General features: G+C 33.5%; 11 protein-coding genes. All 11 read right to left on the reverse strand.

Features of this window, described 5'->3' with window-relative positions; all coding sequences use genetic code 11:
- Positions 1-3: 3 nt before the first annotated feature.
- The 11 genes from G9F72_RS22785 to rapZ all read right to left on the reverse strand — a co-directional run bounded on the left by G9F72_RS22785 (position 4) and on the right by rapZ (position 15,554).
- The gene (locus G9F72_RS22785; RefSeq protein WP_164959578.1) at positions 4-1,422 is read right to left on the reverse strand and encodes a dihydrolipoyl dehydrogenase family protein; all 1,419 of its coding nucleotides are present in this window, start codon (positions 1,420-1,422) and stop codon (positions 4-6) included.
- Between the two features lie 305 nt (positions 1,423-1,727).
- Positions 1,728-3,119, reverse strand: a complete 1,392-nt coding sequence (rlmD, locus tag G9F72_RS22790; protein ID WP_164959577.1) for a 23S rRNA (uracil(1939)-C(5))-methyltransferase RlmD — start codon at positions 3,117-3,119, stop codon at positions 1,728-1,730.
- A gap of 153 nt (positions 3,120-3,272) precedes the next feature.
- Positions 3,273-3,632, reverse strand: a complete 360-nt coding sequence (locus tag G9F72_RS22795; RefSeq protein WP_164959576.1) for a DUF1540 domain-containing protein — start codon at positions 3,630-3,632, stop codon at positions 3,273-3,275.
- A 296-nt stretch (positions 3,633-3,928) separates the two neighbouring features.
- Positions 3,929-5,689, reverse strand: coding sequence for a pyruvate kinase (gene pyk, locus G9F72_RS22800; RefSeq protein ID WP_164959575.1), 1,761 nt, complete (start codon positions 5,687-5,689; stop codon positions 3,929-3,931).
- Between the two features lie 80 nt (positions 5,690-5,769).
- Positions 5,770-6,729 (reverse strand): 6-phosphofructokinase, encoded by a 960-nt coding sequence (gene pfkA, locus G9F72_RS22805; RefSeq protein ID WP_164959574.1) that lies wholly within the window; start codon positions 6,727-6,729, stop codon positions 5,770-5,772.
- 311 nt (positions 6,730-7,040) lie between these two features.
- A complete protein-coding gene (locus G9F72_RS22810; RefSeq protein ID WP_164959597.1) occupies positions 7,041-10,604 on the reverse strand; it encodes a DNA polymerase III subunit alpha in 3,564 nt (1,187 codons plus the stop codon).
- 120 nt (positions 10,605-10,724) lie between these two features.
- Complete coding sequence (locus G9F72_RS22815; protein WP_164959573.1) at positions 10,725-11,009, reverse strand: Dabb family protein; 285 nt, start codon at positions 11,007-11,009, stop codon at positions 10,725-10,727.
- Positions 11,010-11,057: 48 nt separating this feature from the next.
- Positions 11,058-12,362 (reverse strand): DRTGG domain-containing protein, encoded by a 1,305-nt coding sequence (locus G9F72_RS22820; RefSeq protein WP_164959572.1) that lies wholly within the window; start codon positions 12,360-12,362, stop codon positions 11,058-11,060.
- Positions 12,363-12,370: 8 nt separating this feature from the next.
- Positions 12,371-13,321: a DNA-binding protein WhiA gene (gene whiA, locus G9F72_RS22825; RefSeq protein WP_164959571.1), complete on the reverse strand. Its 951-nt coding sequence runs from the start codon at positions 13,319-13,321 to the stop codon at positions 12,371-12,373.
- A gap of 20 nt (positions 13,322-13,341) precedes the next feature.
- Positions 13,342-14,673: a uridine diphosphate-N-acetylglucosamine-binding protein YvcK gene (locus G9F72_RS22830; RefSeq protein ID WP_164959570.1), complete on the reverse strand. Its 1,332-nt coding sequence runs from the start codon at positions 14,671-14,673 to the stop codon at positions 13,342-13,344.
- Positions 14,670-15,554 carry an RNase adapter RapZ gene (gene rapZ / locus G9F72_RS22835; protein WP_164959569.1) on the reverse strand — a complete coding sequence of 295 codons (885 nt, stop codon included), beginning with the start codon at positions 15,552-15,554 and terminating at the stop codon, positions 14,670-14,672. Before rapZ ends, G9F72_RS22830 begins: the two co-directional genes overlap by 4 nt.
- Between the last annotated feature and the right edge of the window lie 47 nt (positions 15,555-15,601).

Raw genomic sequence — 15,601 nt, forward strand, 5'->3', positions numbered from 1 at the left:
TCTTTATCTTAAAAAAATTAATTTTACAAGTTTATTCTGCCATGCCTTGAAGGATTTTTTCAAAATCTTTAGAGAAGCAAAACTAAAAATTTCAGCTTCTGTTGGATAAGAAAATATCATACTAAGGTAAGCAGTTGCTTTAAGTTTCTTCTTAATTGCAAGGGTAGCCAAAGGAATAGTTTCCCCTGCTTTTTCTCCTACCAAGGTAGCTCCAATTATTTTTCCTTTTTCGCCCAATATAAGCTTTAAAAACCCAATTCTATCATTTTCTGTTTTAGCTCTATCAATCTCATCAAGAGGAACTATGATAGCTTCTTTAAATACTCCTATTTTTTTTGCCATAGGCTCTGTATATCCAACATGTGCTACCTCTGGTTTAGTATAGGTTGTCCAGGGTACTACTGAATAATCCACCTTTGAACCAAGGTGAAAAATAATATTTCTAACCACAATTCCTGCTTGGTATCCTGCCATATGTGTAAATTGATAAGGACCTGCAGCATCTCCACATGCGTATATGTTTTTTATACTTGTCTGAAGCTTTTTGTTAACTACTACAAAGCCTCTTTCGTTTAATTCTACCTTAGCTTTTTGAAGCCCCAATCCCTGGGTAACTGGTTTTCTTCCCAAGGACACTAATAGATTATCTCCAGTTATTTCCTCGATTTTACCACCCTTCTCAATTACCACAGTTATATTTTCATTATTTTTTTTAATCTCTACAATTTTTGCGTTTAACTTTAAAATAACTCCATCATCGATGAACACCTTTTCCATTATTGGTCCCACCTCTGCATCATCTTTTCCGAATAAACTATCACTCATGTCAATGACAGTTACTTTTGACCCTAAATGTCTAAATCCTTGCCCCAGCTCGAGTCCTATTGGTCCTCCCCCTAAAATAATAAGATGCTTTGGTAATTTTTTTAAATCAAATATGTTTCTATTTGTTAAATATGAAATATCTTCTAGGCCTTTAATTTTAGGAATAACTGGTTCAGATCCTGTTGCAATTACAATTGATTTTGAAGTAATTATTCTTTCTCCAATTTTGACTGTATGCCCATCTAGCACTTCTCCCCGCCCTATGATTACCTCCACTCCTAAACTTTCAAATCTTTCCCTTGAATCATGCGGTTCTATTTCTTCTATGACAGATTTTACTCTTTTCATTATATCTTCTAAATTCACTTCATTTATAATAGAGTCTAACCCATACTTCTGAGATTCCCTTATATCCTTTGCTAAATGAGCACACTTCAAAAATGCCTTACTTGGTACGCAACCTGCATTCAGACAATCCCCACCCATTTTTTCTCCTTCAATAAGAGCAACCCTTGCACCAAGAGTTGCCGCCCCTGAAGCCACCACTAGACCTGCACTTCCTGCTCCAATAATTATTATATGGTAATCATACTTCATAATTTTTAACTCCCTTTTTTTCTATAAATTCACACAAATTTATTTATATTTTTCACTGATTTGTTATATTAATAGAGATTATATCATAAAACAAAATATTTTACGGGAAATTGTTTACATAACTTCCTTATTATTTTTTCGATAAAAAAAGGGCGAATCATAGTTTACTATGAATTCTCCCTTTCTCTTCACTTTCTACATCTAATTTTGAGCAAATAGAAAAACTACCCCAAATTTAGTGATAAATAATATTTTTTCACATTTTTATGGTATTTATCTAATTCATCTAGGACCTTACTTTCAGTCTATTTCTTCCGTATTAACGCAACACATTCCACATGAGCCGTCTGAGGAAACATGTCTACAGGCTGAATCTCTATAGTCTTATATCCAAGTTCATCTAAAATTCCTAAGTCGCGAGCTAGAGTACCTGGGTCACAAGAAACATAAACTACAGTAATAGGTCCCATACTAGCAATGGCTTCTAAAAGAATTTTATCACAACCCTTTCTTGGTGGGTCAACTACCACTACGTCAGCACGTATTCCCTGACTAATAAGTTTTGGAATAACTTTTTCTGCCTCACCTACTATAAATTCTGTATTATTTACTTTGTTTTCAATAGCATTTATTTTAGCATTTTCAATGGCTTCTGGTACTATCTCTACGCCGTATACCACTTTCGCCTTCTGAGATAGAAATAAGGATATGGTTCCCGTACCGCAATAAGCATCCAGCACCACTTCTCCACCACTTAAATTTGCATATTCTAGCACCTTACTATACAGTACTTCTGTTTGAATTGAATTAACTTGGAAAAATGACAGTGGAGAGACTTCAAATTTAAATTCTCCTATATAATCAGTTATAGTATCTTTTCCCCATAGTGTTATGCAGCTAGCTCCTAGTATTACATTTGTTTTTTCACTATTTATATTTTGTACTATACTGACAATCCCTTGAATCTTTTTAGTAATTAGTGCTATAAATTCTTCTTTATGTGGAAGGCTTTTACCATTAGTAACCACCACCACCATTACTTCTCCTGTTTTAAAGCCTTTTCTAATCATAATATGGCGAAGTGATCCTTGGTGATTTTCCTCATTATAACTTTGGACATTATACTCTTTTATCCATTGTCTTGTAAGCTTTACCACAACATCTGCCACCTTATCTTGAATATGGCAGGTTTCCATGTTTATTATGTCATGACTTCTTGCTGCATAAAAACCAATGTTTACTTGACCATTTTTATTTGACACAGGTAATTGAACCTTATTTCTATAATTATAGGGACTCTCCATTCCTATTGTAGGATGTATTATCACATCTTCTAATTTCCCTATTCTGTTTATAACCTGTATTACTCTATTAGTTTTAAAATCTAATTGCCCCTTGTAATCTATATGTTGTAGATTACAACCTCCACAGTTCTTATATATACTGCAAACTGGCTCTATTCTATTACTTGATGTTTCTATTATCTCTAATAATTTACCAAAGGCAAAACTTTTAGAAATCTTAACAATTTTTACTTTTACCTTTTCACCTATAATTGCACCAGCTACAAACACGGTAAAGTTGTCTATCTTACCTACCCCTTCACCCTCGTATCCCATGTTATCTATAGTCATTATATAGTCCTCGTTTTTTTCAACTGGAACAACATAATTATCAATTCTATTCTTACTTTTCATCATTTTTCCTCCTACCTTTACCTTACCCTTATATTTATCCTTAACTTTCCCTGTAACTATAACTATTTCCCCATACTAAAGGCATCCTGAAAAAATATTTCTTTCAAGATGCCTTTTAGAAAAAAATGCACACTTCACAATTGAAAAATGACCTTATTCTTCGAAGGTCTCACATTCTGTTTTTTCATTACTTAAAGCATCTTTCCCATATACTACAATATTATCTGCTAAGCATGTTTTATCTTCATTATGTTTACAATTTTTAGCTTCACATCTAATCCTTGGACTCATCTCTATTGATTCACTATTAAATGTTTGTTTTAATTCTCCTATCACATTCATATTGAGCACATTAATTAATGAATTCTTTAATCCCTTTTCAGCAAAATTCTCACACTGTGTTTCCTCGCTACTATGGGCATCAGAACCCGAAACATGGATAGTCCTCGCTGAGCATATTGATGATATATTATTAACACAATTGGTTGCAGTACAACTTAAAGCTCCGTTCATGTTTATCCCTCCCACTATTTATTTTTAATTATAGTTTGTAGTTTTGTTTTTATTATACTATAGAAAAGAAAGATAAAGATAATTAAAATTATAATTTTTATGATTTTCTCAAATAAAATAAAAAAAAGCACCATATAGATGCTCAAATAGAAATCAGTTGCCCTGGTATTTATTCATAATTATGACCATATTTGTTTTTATTATACATAATTTTACTCAATATGTAAAGTATTTTTCGAATTTAGAAAGATTGCCATGTATCTGACAATCTTTCTAGCAACATTTTCAACTATTTTTTAGTATTTTATATTAGCCCTACCGCTATAAACAATACCTCTAGCAGCATCCATTGTTATAAATGAACCAGTTTTAATAATTTCTTCAGCTCCAGTTGCATTATATATTATTGGAATTCCTCTTGATGTACATTCAATAACAACACTTGAGCTTAATTCGTCTTCTTCTACAATAATTCCAGAAACTCTATCTAATATGTCGATATATTCTCTGCTTAATGTTTGCACTACTAAAATATCTCCATCTAGCATAGTATCATTTGCCTCTTTTGCGCTTTTTACATAATAAGCAGTACCACAAGCTGATGCACTTATATTTCCTTTACCTTGAAGTAATATATCTCCAACAATGTGAACCTTCATCATATTTGTGCTACCTACAAAATTCGCTGGAATTCCAGCAGCAATAACTACTAAATCTCCCTTTTCTACATAGCCCGCTTCTAGTGCAATATTCACTGAATTATCTATAAGCTCATCTGTAGATTCTACTTTTTCTGCGCATATTGAAATTACACCCCAGTTTAATGCCAAACTTCTAGCTACCTTTTCATAAGGAGTAACTGCTATAACAGGGCATTCTGGTCTGTAAGCTGAAACTTTTCTAGCTGTATTTCCACTTTGGGTTGCAGTAATAATAGCTGAAGCATTTAATTCCATAGCTGTATTACAAGTAGCTAAACTAATAGCATTTGGTACATTAGGAATATGAGATTTTATCTTCTTCTTTAAGTTTTCAGCATAATTAAGAGCATTTTCAGCAGTTTGCGCTATTTTAGACATTATAATTACTGCCTCAACAGGATATTTACCATTAGCAGTTTCACCACTGAGCATTATAGCATCTGTACCATCAAATATTGCATTTGCAACGTCTGATGCCTCTGCTCTAGTTGGTCTTGGATTTCTCATCATAGAATCTAACATTTGAGTAGCTGTTATAACTGCCTTTCCAGCAGCATTACATTTCTCAATAATCATTTTTTGAACTATTGGAACTTCTTCAGTAGGAATTTCAACGCCTAGATCTCCTCTTGCCACCATAATACCGTCAGAGAATTTAATTATATCATCGATATTGTTAACTCCTTCTCTATTTTCTATCTTAGAGAATATTTGTATATCTGCTCCACCATTTTCGTTAAGTATACGTCTTATATCAAGTACGTCCGTAGCTTTTCTTATAAAAGAAGCTGCAACAATATCAACTTCCTGGGTAACTCCAAATTTTAAATCTTCAATATCTTGCTCTGTAAGTGCAGGCAACTTTATTGAAACTCCAGGTACATTAACGCCTTTATGGTTACCTATCATACCAGTATTAGCAACAAGACATTCTATTCTTTTGCCTTTTATTTCTTTCACTATAAGTCCAACTAAGCCATCATCTATTAGTATAGTATCGTTAGGTTTAACATCTTCATATAGTTTAGTATATGTAACTGAGCAAATAGTTTCATCTCCAATAACTTCTTCACCACAAACAACTGTAAATTTAGAGCCTTCTTTTAGCTCAACTTTACCAGCTGCAAAATTCCCTGTTCTGATTTCTGGTCCTTTAGTATCAAGTATTATAGCAATGTGTTTATTAAGTTCAACTCTAAGCTCTTTTACTAAGTCCATTCTTATCTTATGTTCGGCATGGTCTCCGTGAGAAAAATTATGCCTTGAAACATCCATTCCTGCATTGATTAAGCTTCTTATAGTTTCACTATTGTCACTAGCTGGTCCTACTGTACATATAATTTTAGTTTTTTTCATAAATTACTCCCCTTATTGAATATTATTTTTGTATTTAATATCTAATTAAATAGGCTTATCTTAAGTTTTTTAGTTAATTTCTAATAAGAAAGAATTTTTGATATTTCATATAGTTCTTCGTCTAATTTTCTTGGCATTGCTAGTGAAGTATTGATATCTTCATCAATTATTTTGCCATCTCTCATACCAATTACTCTTCCTGATTTACCTTCCATAAGAACTTCTACTGCTGCTACTCCCATTCTTGAAGCAAGCATTCTATCAAAGCCACTTGGACTTCCACCTCTTTGAATATGCCCGAGTATGGTAGCTCTGGATTCTATTCCTGTTATCTCTTCAATTTCCTTAGCAAGCTCATTTGCTCCGCCTACGCCTTCAGCGAGTATTATTAGATTGTGCATTTTGCCTCTGAGTTTACCTTCAAATATAGTTTTGCATAAATCATCTATTTCATACCCTTTTTCAGGAATAATTACTTTTTCAGCCCCGCCACCAATTCCGGCATATAAGGCTATGTCTCCACAATTTCTTCCCATTACCTCAACTACACTAATTCTTTCATGGGAACTTGAAGTATCTCTTATCTTATTTATAGCATCAAGTACTGTATTTAATGCTGTATCAAAGCCTATAGCATATTCAGTATAAGCCAAATCATTATCTATAGTTCCAGGAATACCAACTGTTGCAATACCCATTTCTGATAAATACTGTGCTCCTGTGAAAGAACCATCTCCTCCAATTACCACCAGGCCATCAATGCCAAAGACTCTTAGTACATTAGCTGCTTTTTCTCTTCCTTCTGGAGTTTTAAATTCCTCACAACGGGCAGTTCTAAGAATAGTTCCACCTTTATGAATTATATCAGAAACAGAACGTCTATCCATTTCAAAAAGTTCACCGTTTATAAGTCCACTATATCCTCTTTGTACACCCATAACTCTTATGCCTTTATATATTGACATTCTAACTACTGCTCTAAGGGCCGCATTCATTCCTGGTGCGTCTCCTCCACTTGTTAATACCGCAATTGTTTTCATAAACATTAACCTCCTCGTAGTTTTCTTCCTTACACTATTGGGACAATCTCTGTACCAACGGGTCAAACCCAGTCCCACTTTGGTTATAATATATCCATGTTTATTGACAGCAATGTTAATACTACTTATTTTTTTCTTATAGTCTAATTTTATACAAAATTCGCGAAATATTCAACGTTTTATATGCATAAATAATAAATTTTTATGAACCAACATACTATGGTGCCATTGTAAACCTTTCGATGAGCAAAAACGGGAGAAAAATATTTCTCCCACCATTGTTACCATAGGCTACACTTTTAATGAACATTTTATTGTATTTTTACGTTGCTTTCACCAAATATACCTCTTAGAACCTCCATAGTATCAGTTTCCTCATTGAGCCATAGTGCTTTATCCACAGCGTACATTTTTCTTGGCTCCTTTGTACAAAGAAATACGGGAGTATATCCCCTGTAAATTGACAAGTTTTGCTTTAATTTTTTTAGTGTATCCTTCATCATAGTTTCATTTTCTATCAAGATATAAATTTTTTCACTGTTAATCTTTAAAAGTGGTTTTATATCTTCACATAATATCTTGGGTTGTTCCTCTTCCCTAATGCTTACTCTTCCTTTTATTATTACTATTTCATCCTCTTCTATTAAGGATTTATATTTTTCAAAGGTCTTAGGAAAAACTATTACTTCCACACTTGCATATAGGTCTTCTAGACTAATAAAAGCCATCATTGTATTATTTTTTGTAACTTTTTTTGAAACAGTCGATATTATGCCGCCAATAATAACTTTATCACCATCTTGGAGTTTAAAGCTTTCATTCAATAGTTCATTACCTTCTTCAAGACTTTCATCTACAACAATATCCGATATTCTTGTATCCGTCTGTATTTTCAAAGTCTCTTCATATTCGTCTAATGGGTGACCAGATAAATATATCCCTGTCATTTCTTTTTCCATAGCTAAAAGATGTTTCTTTTTAAATTCTTTAATATTAGGATACTCTATTTCGAAATTATTATAATCATTTTCAAAATCTAAAAATAAATTTATTTGTCCCGATATATTTCTCTTTCTATCATTATTTACTCCATCTAATACTTTTTCATAGATTGCCAAAAGTTGAGACCTATGAATTTTGAAATCATCAAAGGCACCTGCCTTAATAAGGCTTTCTACTGCTCTTTTGCTTACACAGGAAGTATCTATTTTATTGCAAAAATCCATGAACCCCGTGAAATTACCTTTTTCTTCTCGATTTTTCACAATGCTATCTATTACATTTACCCCTACATTTTTTAGTGCTGTAAGTCCAAATCTTATAGTATCTCCTTTTACGGTAAACCCAGCAAAACTTTCATTTATACTAGGAGGTAGCACTCCAATACCAATCTGCACTGCATATCTGGTGTAAAAGGCTATTTTCTCACTAGCACCCTTTACACTGTTTAGCATAGCAGCTATAAATTCTGTAGGATAATAACACATTAAATATGCAGTTTGGTAACCTACCACTGCGTAAGCTGCGGCATGGGATTTATTAAATGCATACGACGCGAAATCCATCATTTGATCAAATATACGATTTGCCGCCGTTTCTGTAATCCCATTTCTTAAACAACCTTCTACTTCTATGGTTCCATCGACCCGCACTATTCCATGGATAAAGTTATATCGTTCTTCTTCCATAACCTTGTGCTTCTTTTTAGACATAGCACGACGTACAAGGTCTGATCTTCCCATGGAATACCCAGCAAGTTTTCTAACAATCTCCATTACTTGCTCTTGATACACCATTACGCCATAGGTAACACCAAGAATTTCTTCTAATTGCGGGGTTTCATATTCTACCTTATCCATACTATTCTTATTTCTTATATAGCGTGGAATTTCCGCCATAGGACCTGGTCTATACAAACTTATACCAGCGATAATATCTTCTAAATTGTCTGGCTTAAGTTCCTTCATAAAGCTGGTCATTCCTGCAGATTCTAATTGAAATATCCCTACAGTTTTCCCTTCTCCAATCATCTTGTAGACCTTGTGATCCTCAATGTCTAAATCATCTATGTCTAAAGCTACATTTCTATTATCTTTTATGAAGTCAACACAATCCCTCATAACTGTAAGCGTTCGAAGTCCTAAAAAGTCCATTTTCAAAAGTCCAAGTTCCTCCAAAGTTCCCATAGGAAATTGTGTTACTATCATTTCTTCATTTTTCTGAAGGGGAACATAATTTACTAATGGCTGTGAGGCAATAACTACTCCCGCCGCATGAGTAGAACTGTGCCTTGGAAGTCCCTCTAAGGCCCTTGCAATATCTATAAGTGCTTCAACCCGTATATCATCCTCATATAAGGCGTTAAGCTCTGCATTCATCTCAAGGGCTTTATTTATAGTTATACCAATTACAGTTGGAATCATCTTAGCAATTCTATCTACCTCTGCATAAGAATAATTCATAGCCCTTCCAACATCTCTTATACAAGCTCTTGGAGCCATGGTTCCAAAGGTTATGATTTGTGATACATTGTTTGTTCCATATTTATCCACTACATAATCAATTACAGCTTGACGTCCTTCATAGCAAAAATCTGAATCTATATCTGGCATTGAAACTCGCTCTGGATTTAGAAACCTCTCAAAAATCAAACTATATTTTATAGGGTCTATCTTAGTTATACCTAAGGCATAAGCTACTATAGAACCTGCAGCAGAGCCACGACCAGGACCTGTTGGAATATCATGTTCTACTGCAAACTTTATAAAATCCCATACTATAAGAAAATAATCTATATATCCCATTTGCTTTATTATATTAAGTTCATATTCCAGTCTGACTACATACTCCATAGCTTCTGCATTCCCTTCAGCTATTTCATTTATATATTCTATAGAAAAACCCTTTTCCTCCACCGCACTAAATACTTTATAAAGCGATGCCATGCCCTTGTAGCAATATTCTCTTAGAAATTCGTAAGGCTCTACATCATCTGGCAATGGAAACTTAGGTAATTTAGAAACATGAAATTCGTAATCAAAATTACACTGCTCTGCAATTTTCACTGTATTACTTAGAGCCTCTGGAACATAAGAAAAGGTCTTTTCCATTTCTCCTGGAGATTTTAAATAAAATTCATCAGAAGGGTATCTCATTCTATTTTCATCATCCACAGTTTTCGCTGTTTGAATACATAAGAGCACATCATGAGCCTTAGCATCTTCTTTATTTATATAATGAGTATCATTGCTACAAATTAAAGGGATTCCTGTATCCTTTGAAAGTTTAATTAAAAGTTCATTGACCTTAAGTTGGTCCTGCATACCATGATATTGTAATTCTAAGTAGAAACCATCTTTGAATATTTCTCTATATTTTAAAGCTATTTCCTTAGCTTTTTCGTAATTATCCCGTAGAAGATGTCTTTGAATTTCACCACCAAGACAAGCACTACTAGCAATTATCCCCTCACTATACTTTGATAAAAATTCAAAATCAACCCTTGGTTTATAATAAAAACCCTTAATGGAAGCTGCTGATACAATCTGCATCAAATTTTCATAACCCAATGCATTCTTAACTAAAAGCACTAAATGATGAGTATCATTCTCCCTATCCGCTTCTTTTATATTCATAGATTTAGCTGCTACATATATTTCACAACCAATAATAGGTTTAATTCCCTGCTCTTTTGCTTGCTTATAAAATTCAACACAGCCATACATTGCTCCATGGTCTGTTATAGCAAGACTCTTCATCCCCAGTTCCTTTGTTTTAGCAATAAGCTCTTTAATCTTCCCTGAGCCATCCAGCAAACTATACTCTGTATGCACATGAAGATGAACAAAACTGCCTAAGTCTTCACTCTCTTTTATCTCTAGTTCTTGGTCCACATTTTTTCACTTCCCCTCAAACCGCATAATTAGGAATATAAAAATATTTTTTATCCACAGACTCCTTACTTAATCCACAAATTAAACCTCAAAATCCACATTTTAAATCTCATAATCCACAACTTTAGAAGACTCCAGCATTGGTTTTAAATATTTTAATACCTCATTCACATGATACTCATGTACAGCATATGCATTCATATCCTCTAGTGAATCGAACCTAGTAACCAAAGCTAAATCATAAGAACGCTCTGTATGTAGCACATCCACTCCCACTTCTAGCCCCTTAAGTTGTGGTATCTTACCTTCCATACTAAGTAAAATATTACTAGCCTCACTCACTTGCTCTTTACTTTTTAACTTGAAAAATACTATGTGTGTAAACATTAAAACACCTCCTATATTAAAAAATTATATTAATATTAAAAATACATATTATTTACTAAATATTTTCGCGGAAATCATGGCCTTTGCCACAGGTTCCTTAAATCTATTGTACATACTGATTTCTACCTTAGAAAAATTTCTACCCTTATCCAAAACCTCTGTATATATATCTATATCACTACCCATTTGTACAGGCTTCATAAAATATGCCATAATACTATCTACTGAAATATTGATATTGTTATTTTTTCTGAGTGCCATTATTCCCATTGTTGATAAAAGCATATTAAGTGAACTCCAAGAAGCAGTTCCAACAGGGTCTAACATTTGAGGGATAATCTGGCCATTAAAATGGAGCCTCTCATCATCAGTTTCACAACTAAAATTCTTCAAAATAAGATCCTCTATAGTTTCCGATACTTGAGGCTGCCTTAGAGAAAACTCCATTGCTTTTATAACATGTTCTATAGTTAGAACTCCTACTAACTTCTTCTTATCAATCACAGGACAGAGCTTTATTCCATCCCAACCCATAATATGAGCTGCATAAGCTACTGTTGTTTTAGGTGTTACGCATATAGGGTTCTTATTCATAATTTTATGTATTTGTTCATTTTCGTCATCATGTCCCTGTAGATCTCTCAATGTAACTATGCCAATAATCTTCATATGCTCATCTAGCACTGGATATCTTTCATGATTAGTTTCGATCATTAATTTTCTCCAGGTAGCAACAGTGTCAGTACCCATAAGACAGGTGGTATTAACATCCATCACATCTTCAACTAAAATAATTTCTTTTTTAACCATGCTTTCATAAATAGCTTTATTTATCATGCTTGCCACTGTAAACGTATCATAAGATGAAGACAATACTGGAATACCCTTTTCATTTGCCAAGGCCTTTATTTTATTGCTGCAATCAAAGCCTCCAGTAATTAATACTGCAGCTTCATTTTCAAGGGCAAGTTCTTGTGCCTCTTCCCGGTTTCCAACAATAAGTAGGTAACCTGGACTTATATATTTACTAATTGTTCCAACGTCCATAGCTCCTATTATAAATTTATTTAAACTTCTGTTTATACCTTCTTTTCCACCTAAAATCGTTGCATCAAGAATGTTTATGACTTCAGCATAAGTAAGGCTTTCAATGTTCTTTTTATCTACCTTGTCTACTCTTACAGTTCCAACCCTAGGTACAGTCTTAACAATCCCCATATTTTCAGCTTCTTTTATAGCTCTATATGCTGTACCATCGCTAAGCCCGAGTTCGCTACTCACACCCCTTACTGAGATTTTAGTTCCAATATCTAGAGAAAGAATATAATTAATAATCTCTTCATGCTTTGACATTAGATGTATTACCTTCCTTCTTTCCTTAATTCTTCAGCAATCTTTTCTATTCTTCTTAATCTATGATTAATTCCTGATTTCCCCACTGGAGGCTCAAGCATTGCACCAAGCTCCTTTAGTGATTCATCCGGGTAATCTAGTCTTAACTCCGCAATCTCCCTTAAATTTTTAGGAAGCCTTTGGAAACCTACTTCCCTTTGTATTAATTTAATGCTTTCTACTTGCCTTACAGATGCATTTACGGTTTTACTAAGATTGGCGGTTTCGCAATTAACAAGCCTATTTACATTGTTTCTCATTTCCTTCATTATTCTAACATTCTCCAGGAATAATAAGGAGTTATGGGCACCAATTATATTAAGCAGGTCAACAATCTGCTCGCCCTCTTTAATATAAATTACAAAACTACTTTTTCGTTGTATTATCTTTGATAATAGCCCATAACTATTAATAAGAGCGCAAAGCTCCTCTGCATAATCACTATCATGTGTAACAAATTCTACATGGTAGTTTTTCTCTGGATTACTAATACTTCCCCCACCTAAAAAGGCACCTCTTATATATTTACGTTTGCATTCTTCAGCGTCAATTAATCTTTCTGGTATAGTATAATCTACGGAAAAAAAGTTCTCGTCTTCTAGTACTGCCACTTGCTTTAATAGGTCCTTAACACCCATTTCTTCTGTAATTATAACCACATAAACATTCTTTTTCTTAAGAGAATTACTTCTCTTAACTAGTAATCTAGCATGAATGGCAAAATGTTCTTTTAATAATTTAAATATAAGTCTTGCTATTGCAGGATTTTCAGTGGTTATTTGAAAATTTACCTGTTTATTTGAACCAAGTCCAATAGTTCCACTAACCTTCATTATAGCCGCCAGTTCTGCAATGGCCTCTTTTTTACTCATTTCTGTAAATCTACAAATTTCATTTTTAACCTTAGACGAAAATGACATTATTTTACTCCTTATTCTGTTTATTTATTTTTATGCTCCTTAAGCCTCTGTGATAAATATAAGTACTCTACTGTTCTCTTTTTATCGTAAAATAACTTTTTCTCCATAATTGTTTCTAATAAAATGGCTGCAAGCTTGTCTTCATCATGCCTTACATATCCCTTTTGAATTTTGACAAAATCACTCTTAATTACCTCTATACCAAGCTTTGCAACTTCCTTATCATTTATATTAACCATATTAGAATTATCCTTTTGATATTTCTCTTCTAAATCAACACTTATTTTCCCTATGTTTACTAAAACATAATCCACAACCTTGCACTGTGCGTGTTTAGTAATAGCATTTATATGATCGCCTACACTATAATTATCACTTTCTCCTGGTTGGGTCATTATATTTGACACATAAATTCTTAAAGCTTTTGTTTTATCTAATGCGTCTGTTATGTCCCTTACTAATAGATTTGGAATAATGCTAGTATAAAGACTACCTGGTCCTAGGATTACTGCATCTGCCCCGCTTATAGCAATTAATGCTTCCTTAATTGCTTTAGCGTCTTTAGGCTCTATAAAAATTTCCTCAATAGGGCTGTTATTGTCTAGAGCGGCTTTGGGTATATTTGATTCTCCGTCAATTATTTTTCCATTTTGGAGTTGCGCCTTCAAAATCATATTATCTAATGTAACTGGGATAACCCTTCCGGTTACAGCCAGAACCGAACTCATTTTCTGCACTGCTTCTTCGAAATTATTTGAAATCCCATCCATTGCTGCTAAAAATAAATTACCAAAACTTTGATCCTTTAATCTTCCATCTTTAAATCTATACTGCAATAATTCCTCCATTAGTGGCTCTGTATCTGCTAATGCTAAAATACAATTTCTAATATCCCCCGGGGGGAGAATACCTAAATCTTCTCTTAAAACACCAGATCCCCCGCCATCATCTGCCACCGTAACTATTGCAGTTATATTATTGGTATATTTTTTTAACCCTCGAAGCATGGTTGCAAGCCCTGTACCGCCTCCGATTACTACAATTTTAGGGCCTTTTACAAGTGCCCTCTTTTCATAAATTAAATCTCCTAAGTTCTTAGAGTCCATTGCTACATCTACATTTCCTATGTTTATTAGGATAATAAAGGATTTAATAATTTGCATTGAGGCAATATATAATATCAAAACTCCTAGCCCTATAATAAATATAGAAAAGCTTATATTTTTCGTCCATAAATGTTTTTTATTAATAAATTCAATAATTCCATAAAGCAAAAATAAAATTCCTACAATCTCTAGAAGAATCCACCTTTTTATATTAATACCAGGCTTTAGAAGTTCCCTGGTTATCATAGCTTCCCGCCACCTCTATTCACATCTTCGTATATATCCCTGTGATCTATATTAACGCTATACCCACTCTGCTCTAGTAGTTCATAAATTTTGTTTGCTATAGCTACAGATCTGTGTCTTCCCCCCGTGCATCCAATAGACACTATAAGTTGTCTTTTTCCCTCTTTTTTATAATTTGGAATAAGAAATTCTAACATATCCTGAAGCTTCTCTATAAATATTTTAGTCCCCTCAAAATCTAACACATAATCTCTAACCGGTTTTTCATTACCTGAATACTGCTTAAGCTCTGGAATATAATATGGATTTGGCAAAAACCTAACATCAAATACTAAATCCGAATCCACAGGTATCCCGTATTTAAATCCAAAAGAAAGCACAGTTATCATAAGTTTAGTCTCTATCTGACCTTCCTCACCATAAATATCATTTATCTTTTCTGTAAGTTCTCTTGCTGAAAGTTTAGTAGTATTAATTATATGGTCAGCACGCTCACGTACATCCTTAAGTTTTTTTCTTTCAGTAGCTATTCCATTTAAAACTCTTCCCTCTGGTGCTAGCGGATGTTTTCGTCTTGACTCTTTATACCTTTTAACAAGTACTTCATCTGAGGCCTCTAAAAATAATATTTCATACATATATCCTTGTTCTTTTAGAAATGTTAAACTTTCAAACAAATCATCAAAAAACTTTCCGCCTCTAATATCTATAACTAATGCAATTTTATCTATATTTCCGTTAGTTTGATAACAAGCCTCCGCAAATTTGGGAATTACAGTTGGAGGCAAATTATCCACACAAAAGAAACCTAAATCTTCAAGGTTTCTTATGGTTTGCGTTTTACCAGCACCTGACAACCCTGTTAATATAACAAATCTCATTTAAAAACCCCCTTTACAAAGTCATTAATATTTATTTTTAACTGGAT

Source organism: Clostridium estertheticum, from assembly GCF_011065935.2.
Classification (GTDB): domain Bacteria; phylum Bacillota; class Clostridia; order Clostridiales; family Clostridiaceae; genus Clostridium_AD; species Clostridium_AD estertheticum_A.

Bases quoted from the DNA above. Each gene is read 5' to 3' on its own strand.
- rapZ (WP_164959569.1), bottom strand. From the start codon at position 15,554: ATGAGATTTGTTATATTAACAGGGTTGTCAGGTGCTGGTAAAACGCAA.
- G9F72_RS22795 (WP_164959576.1), bottom strand. From the start codon at position 3,632: ATGAACGGAGCTTTAAGTTGTACTGCAACCAATTGTGTTAATAATATA.
- whiA (WP_164959571.1), bottom strand. From the start codon at position 13,321: ATGTCATTTTCGTCTAAGGTTAAAAATGAAATTTGTAGATTTACAGAA.
- rlmD (WP_164959577.1), bottom strand. From the start codon at position 3,119: ATGAAAAGTAAGAATAGAATTGATAATTATGTTGTTCCAGTTGAAAAA.
- pyk (WP_164959575.1), bottom strand. From the start codon at position 5,689: ATGAAAAAAACTAAAATTATATGTACAGTAGGACCAGCTAGTGACAAT.
- pfkA (WP_164959574.1), bottom strand. From the start codon at position 6,729: ATGAAAACAATTGCGGTATTAACAAGTGGAGGAGACGCACCAGGAATG.
- G9F72_RS22815 (WP_164959573.1), bottom strand. From the start codon at position 11,009: ATGTTTACACACATAGTATTTTTCAAGTTAAAAAGTAAAGAGCAAGTG.
- G9F72_RS22830 (WP_164959570.1), bottom strand. From the start codon at position 14,673: ATGATAACCAGGGAACTTCTAAAGCCTGGTATTAATATAAAAAGGTGG.
- G9F72_RS22820 (WP_164959572.1), bottom strand. From the start codon at position 12,362: ATGTCAAAGCATGAAGAGATTATTAATTATATTCTTTCTCTAGATATT.
- G9F72_RS22785 (WP_164959578.1), bottom strand. From the start codon at position 1,422: ATGAAGTATGATTACCATATAATAATTATTGGAGCAGGAAGTGCAGGT.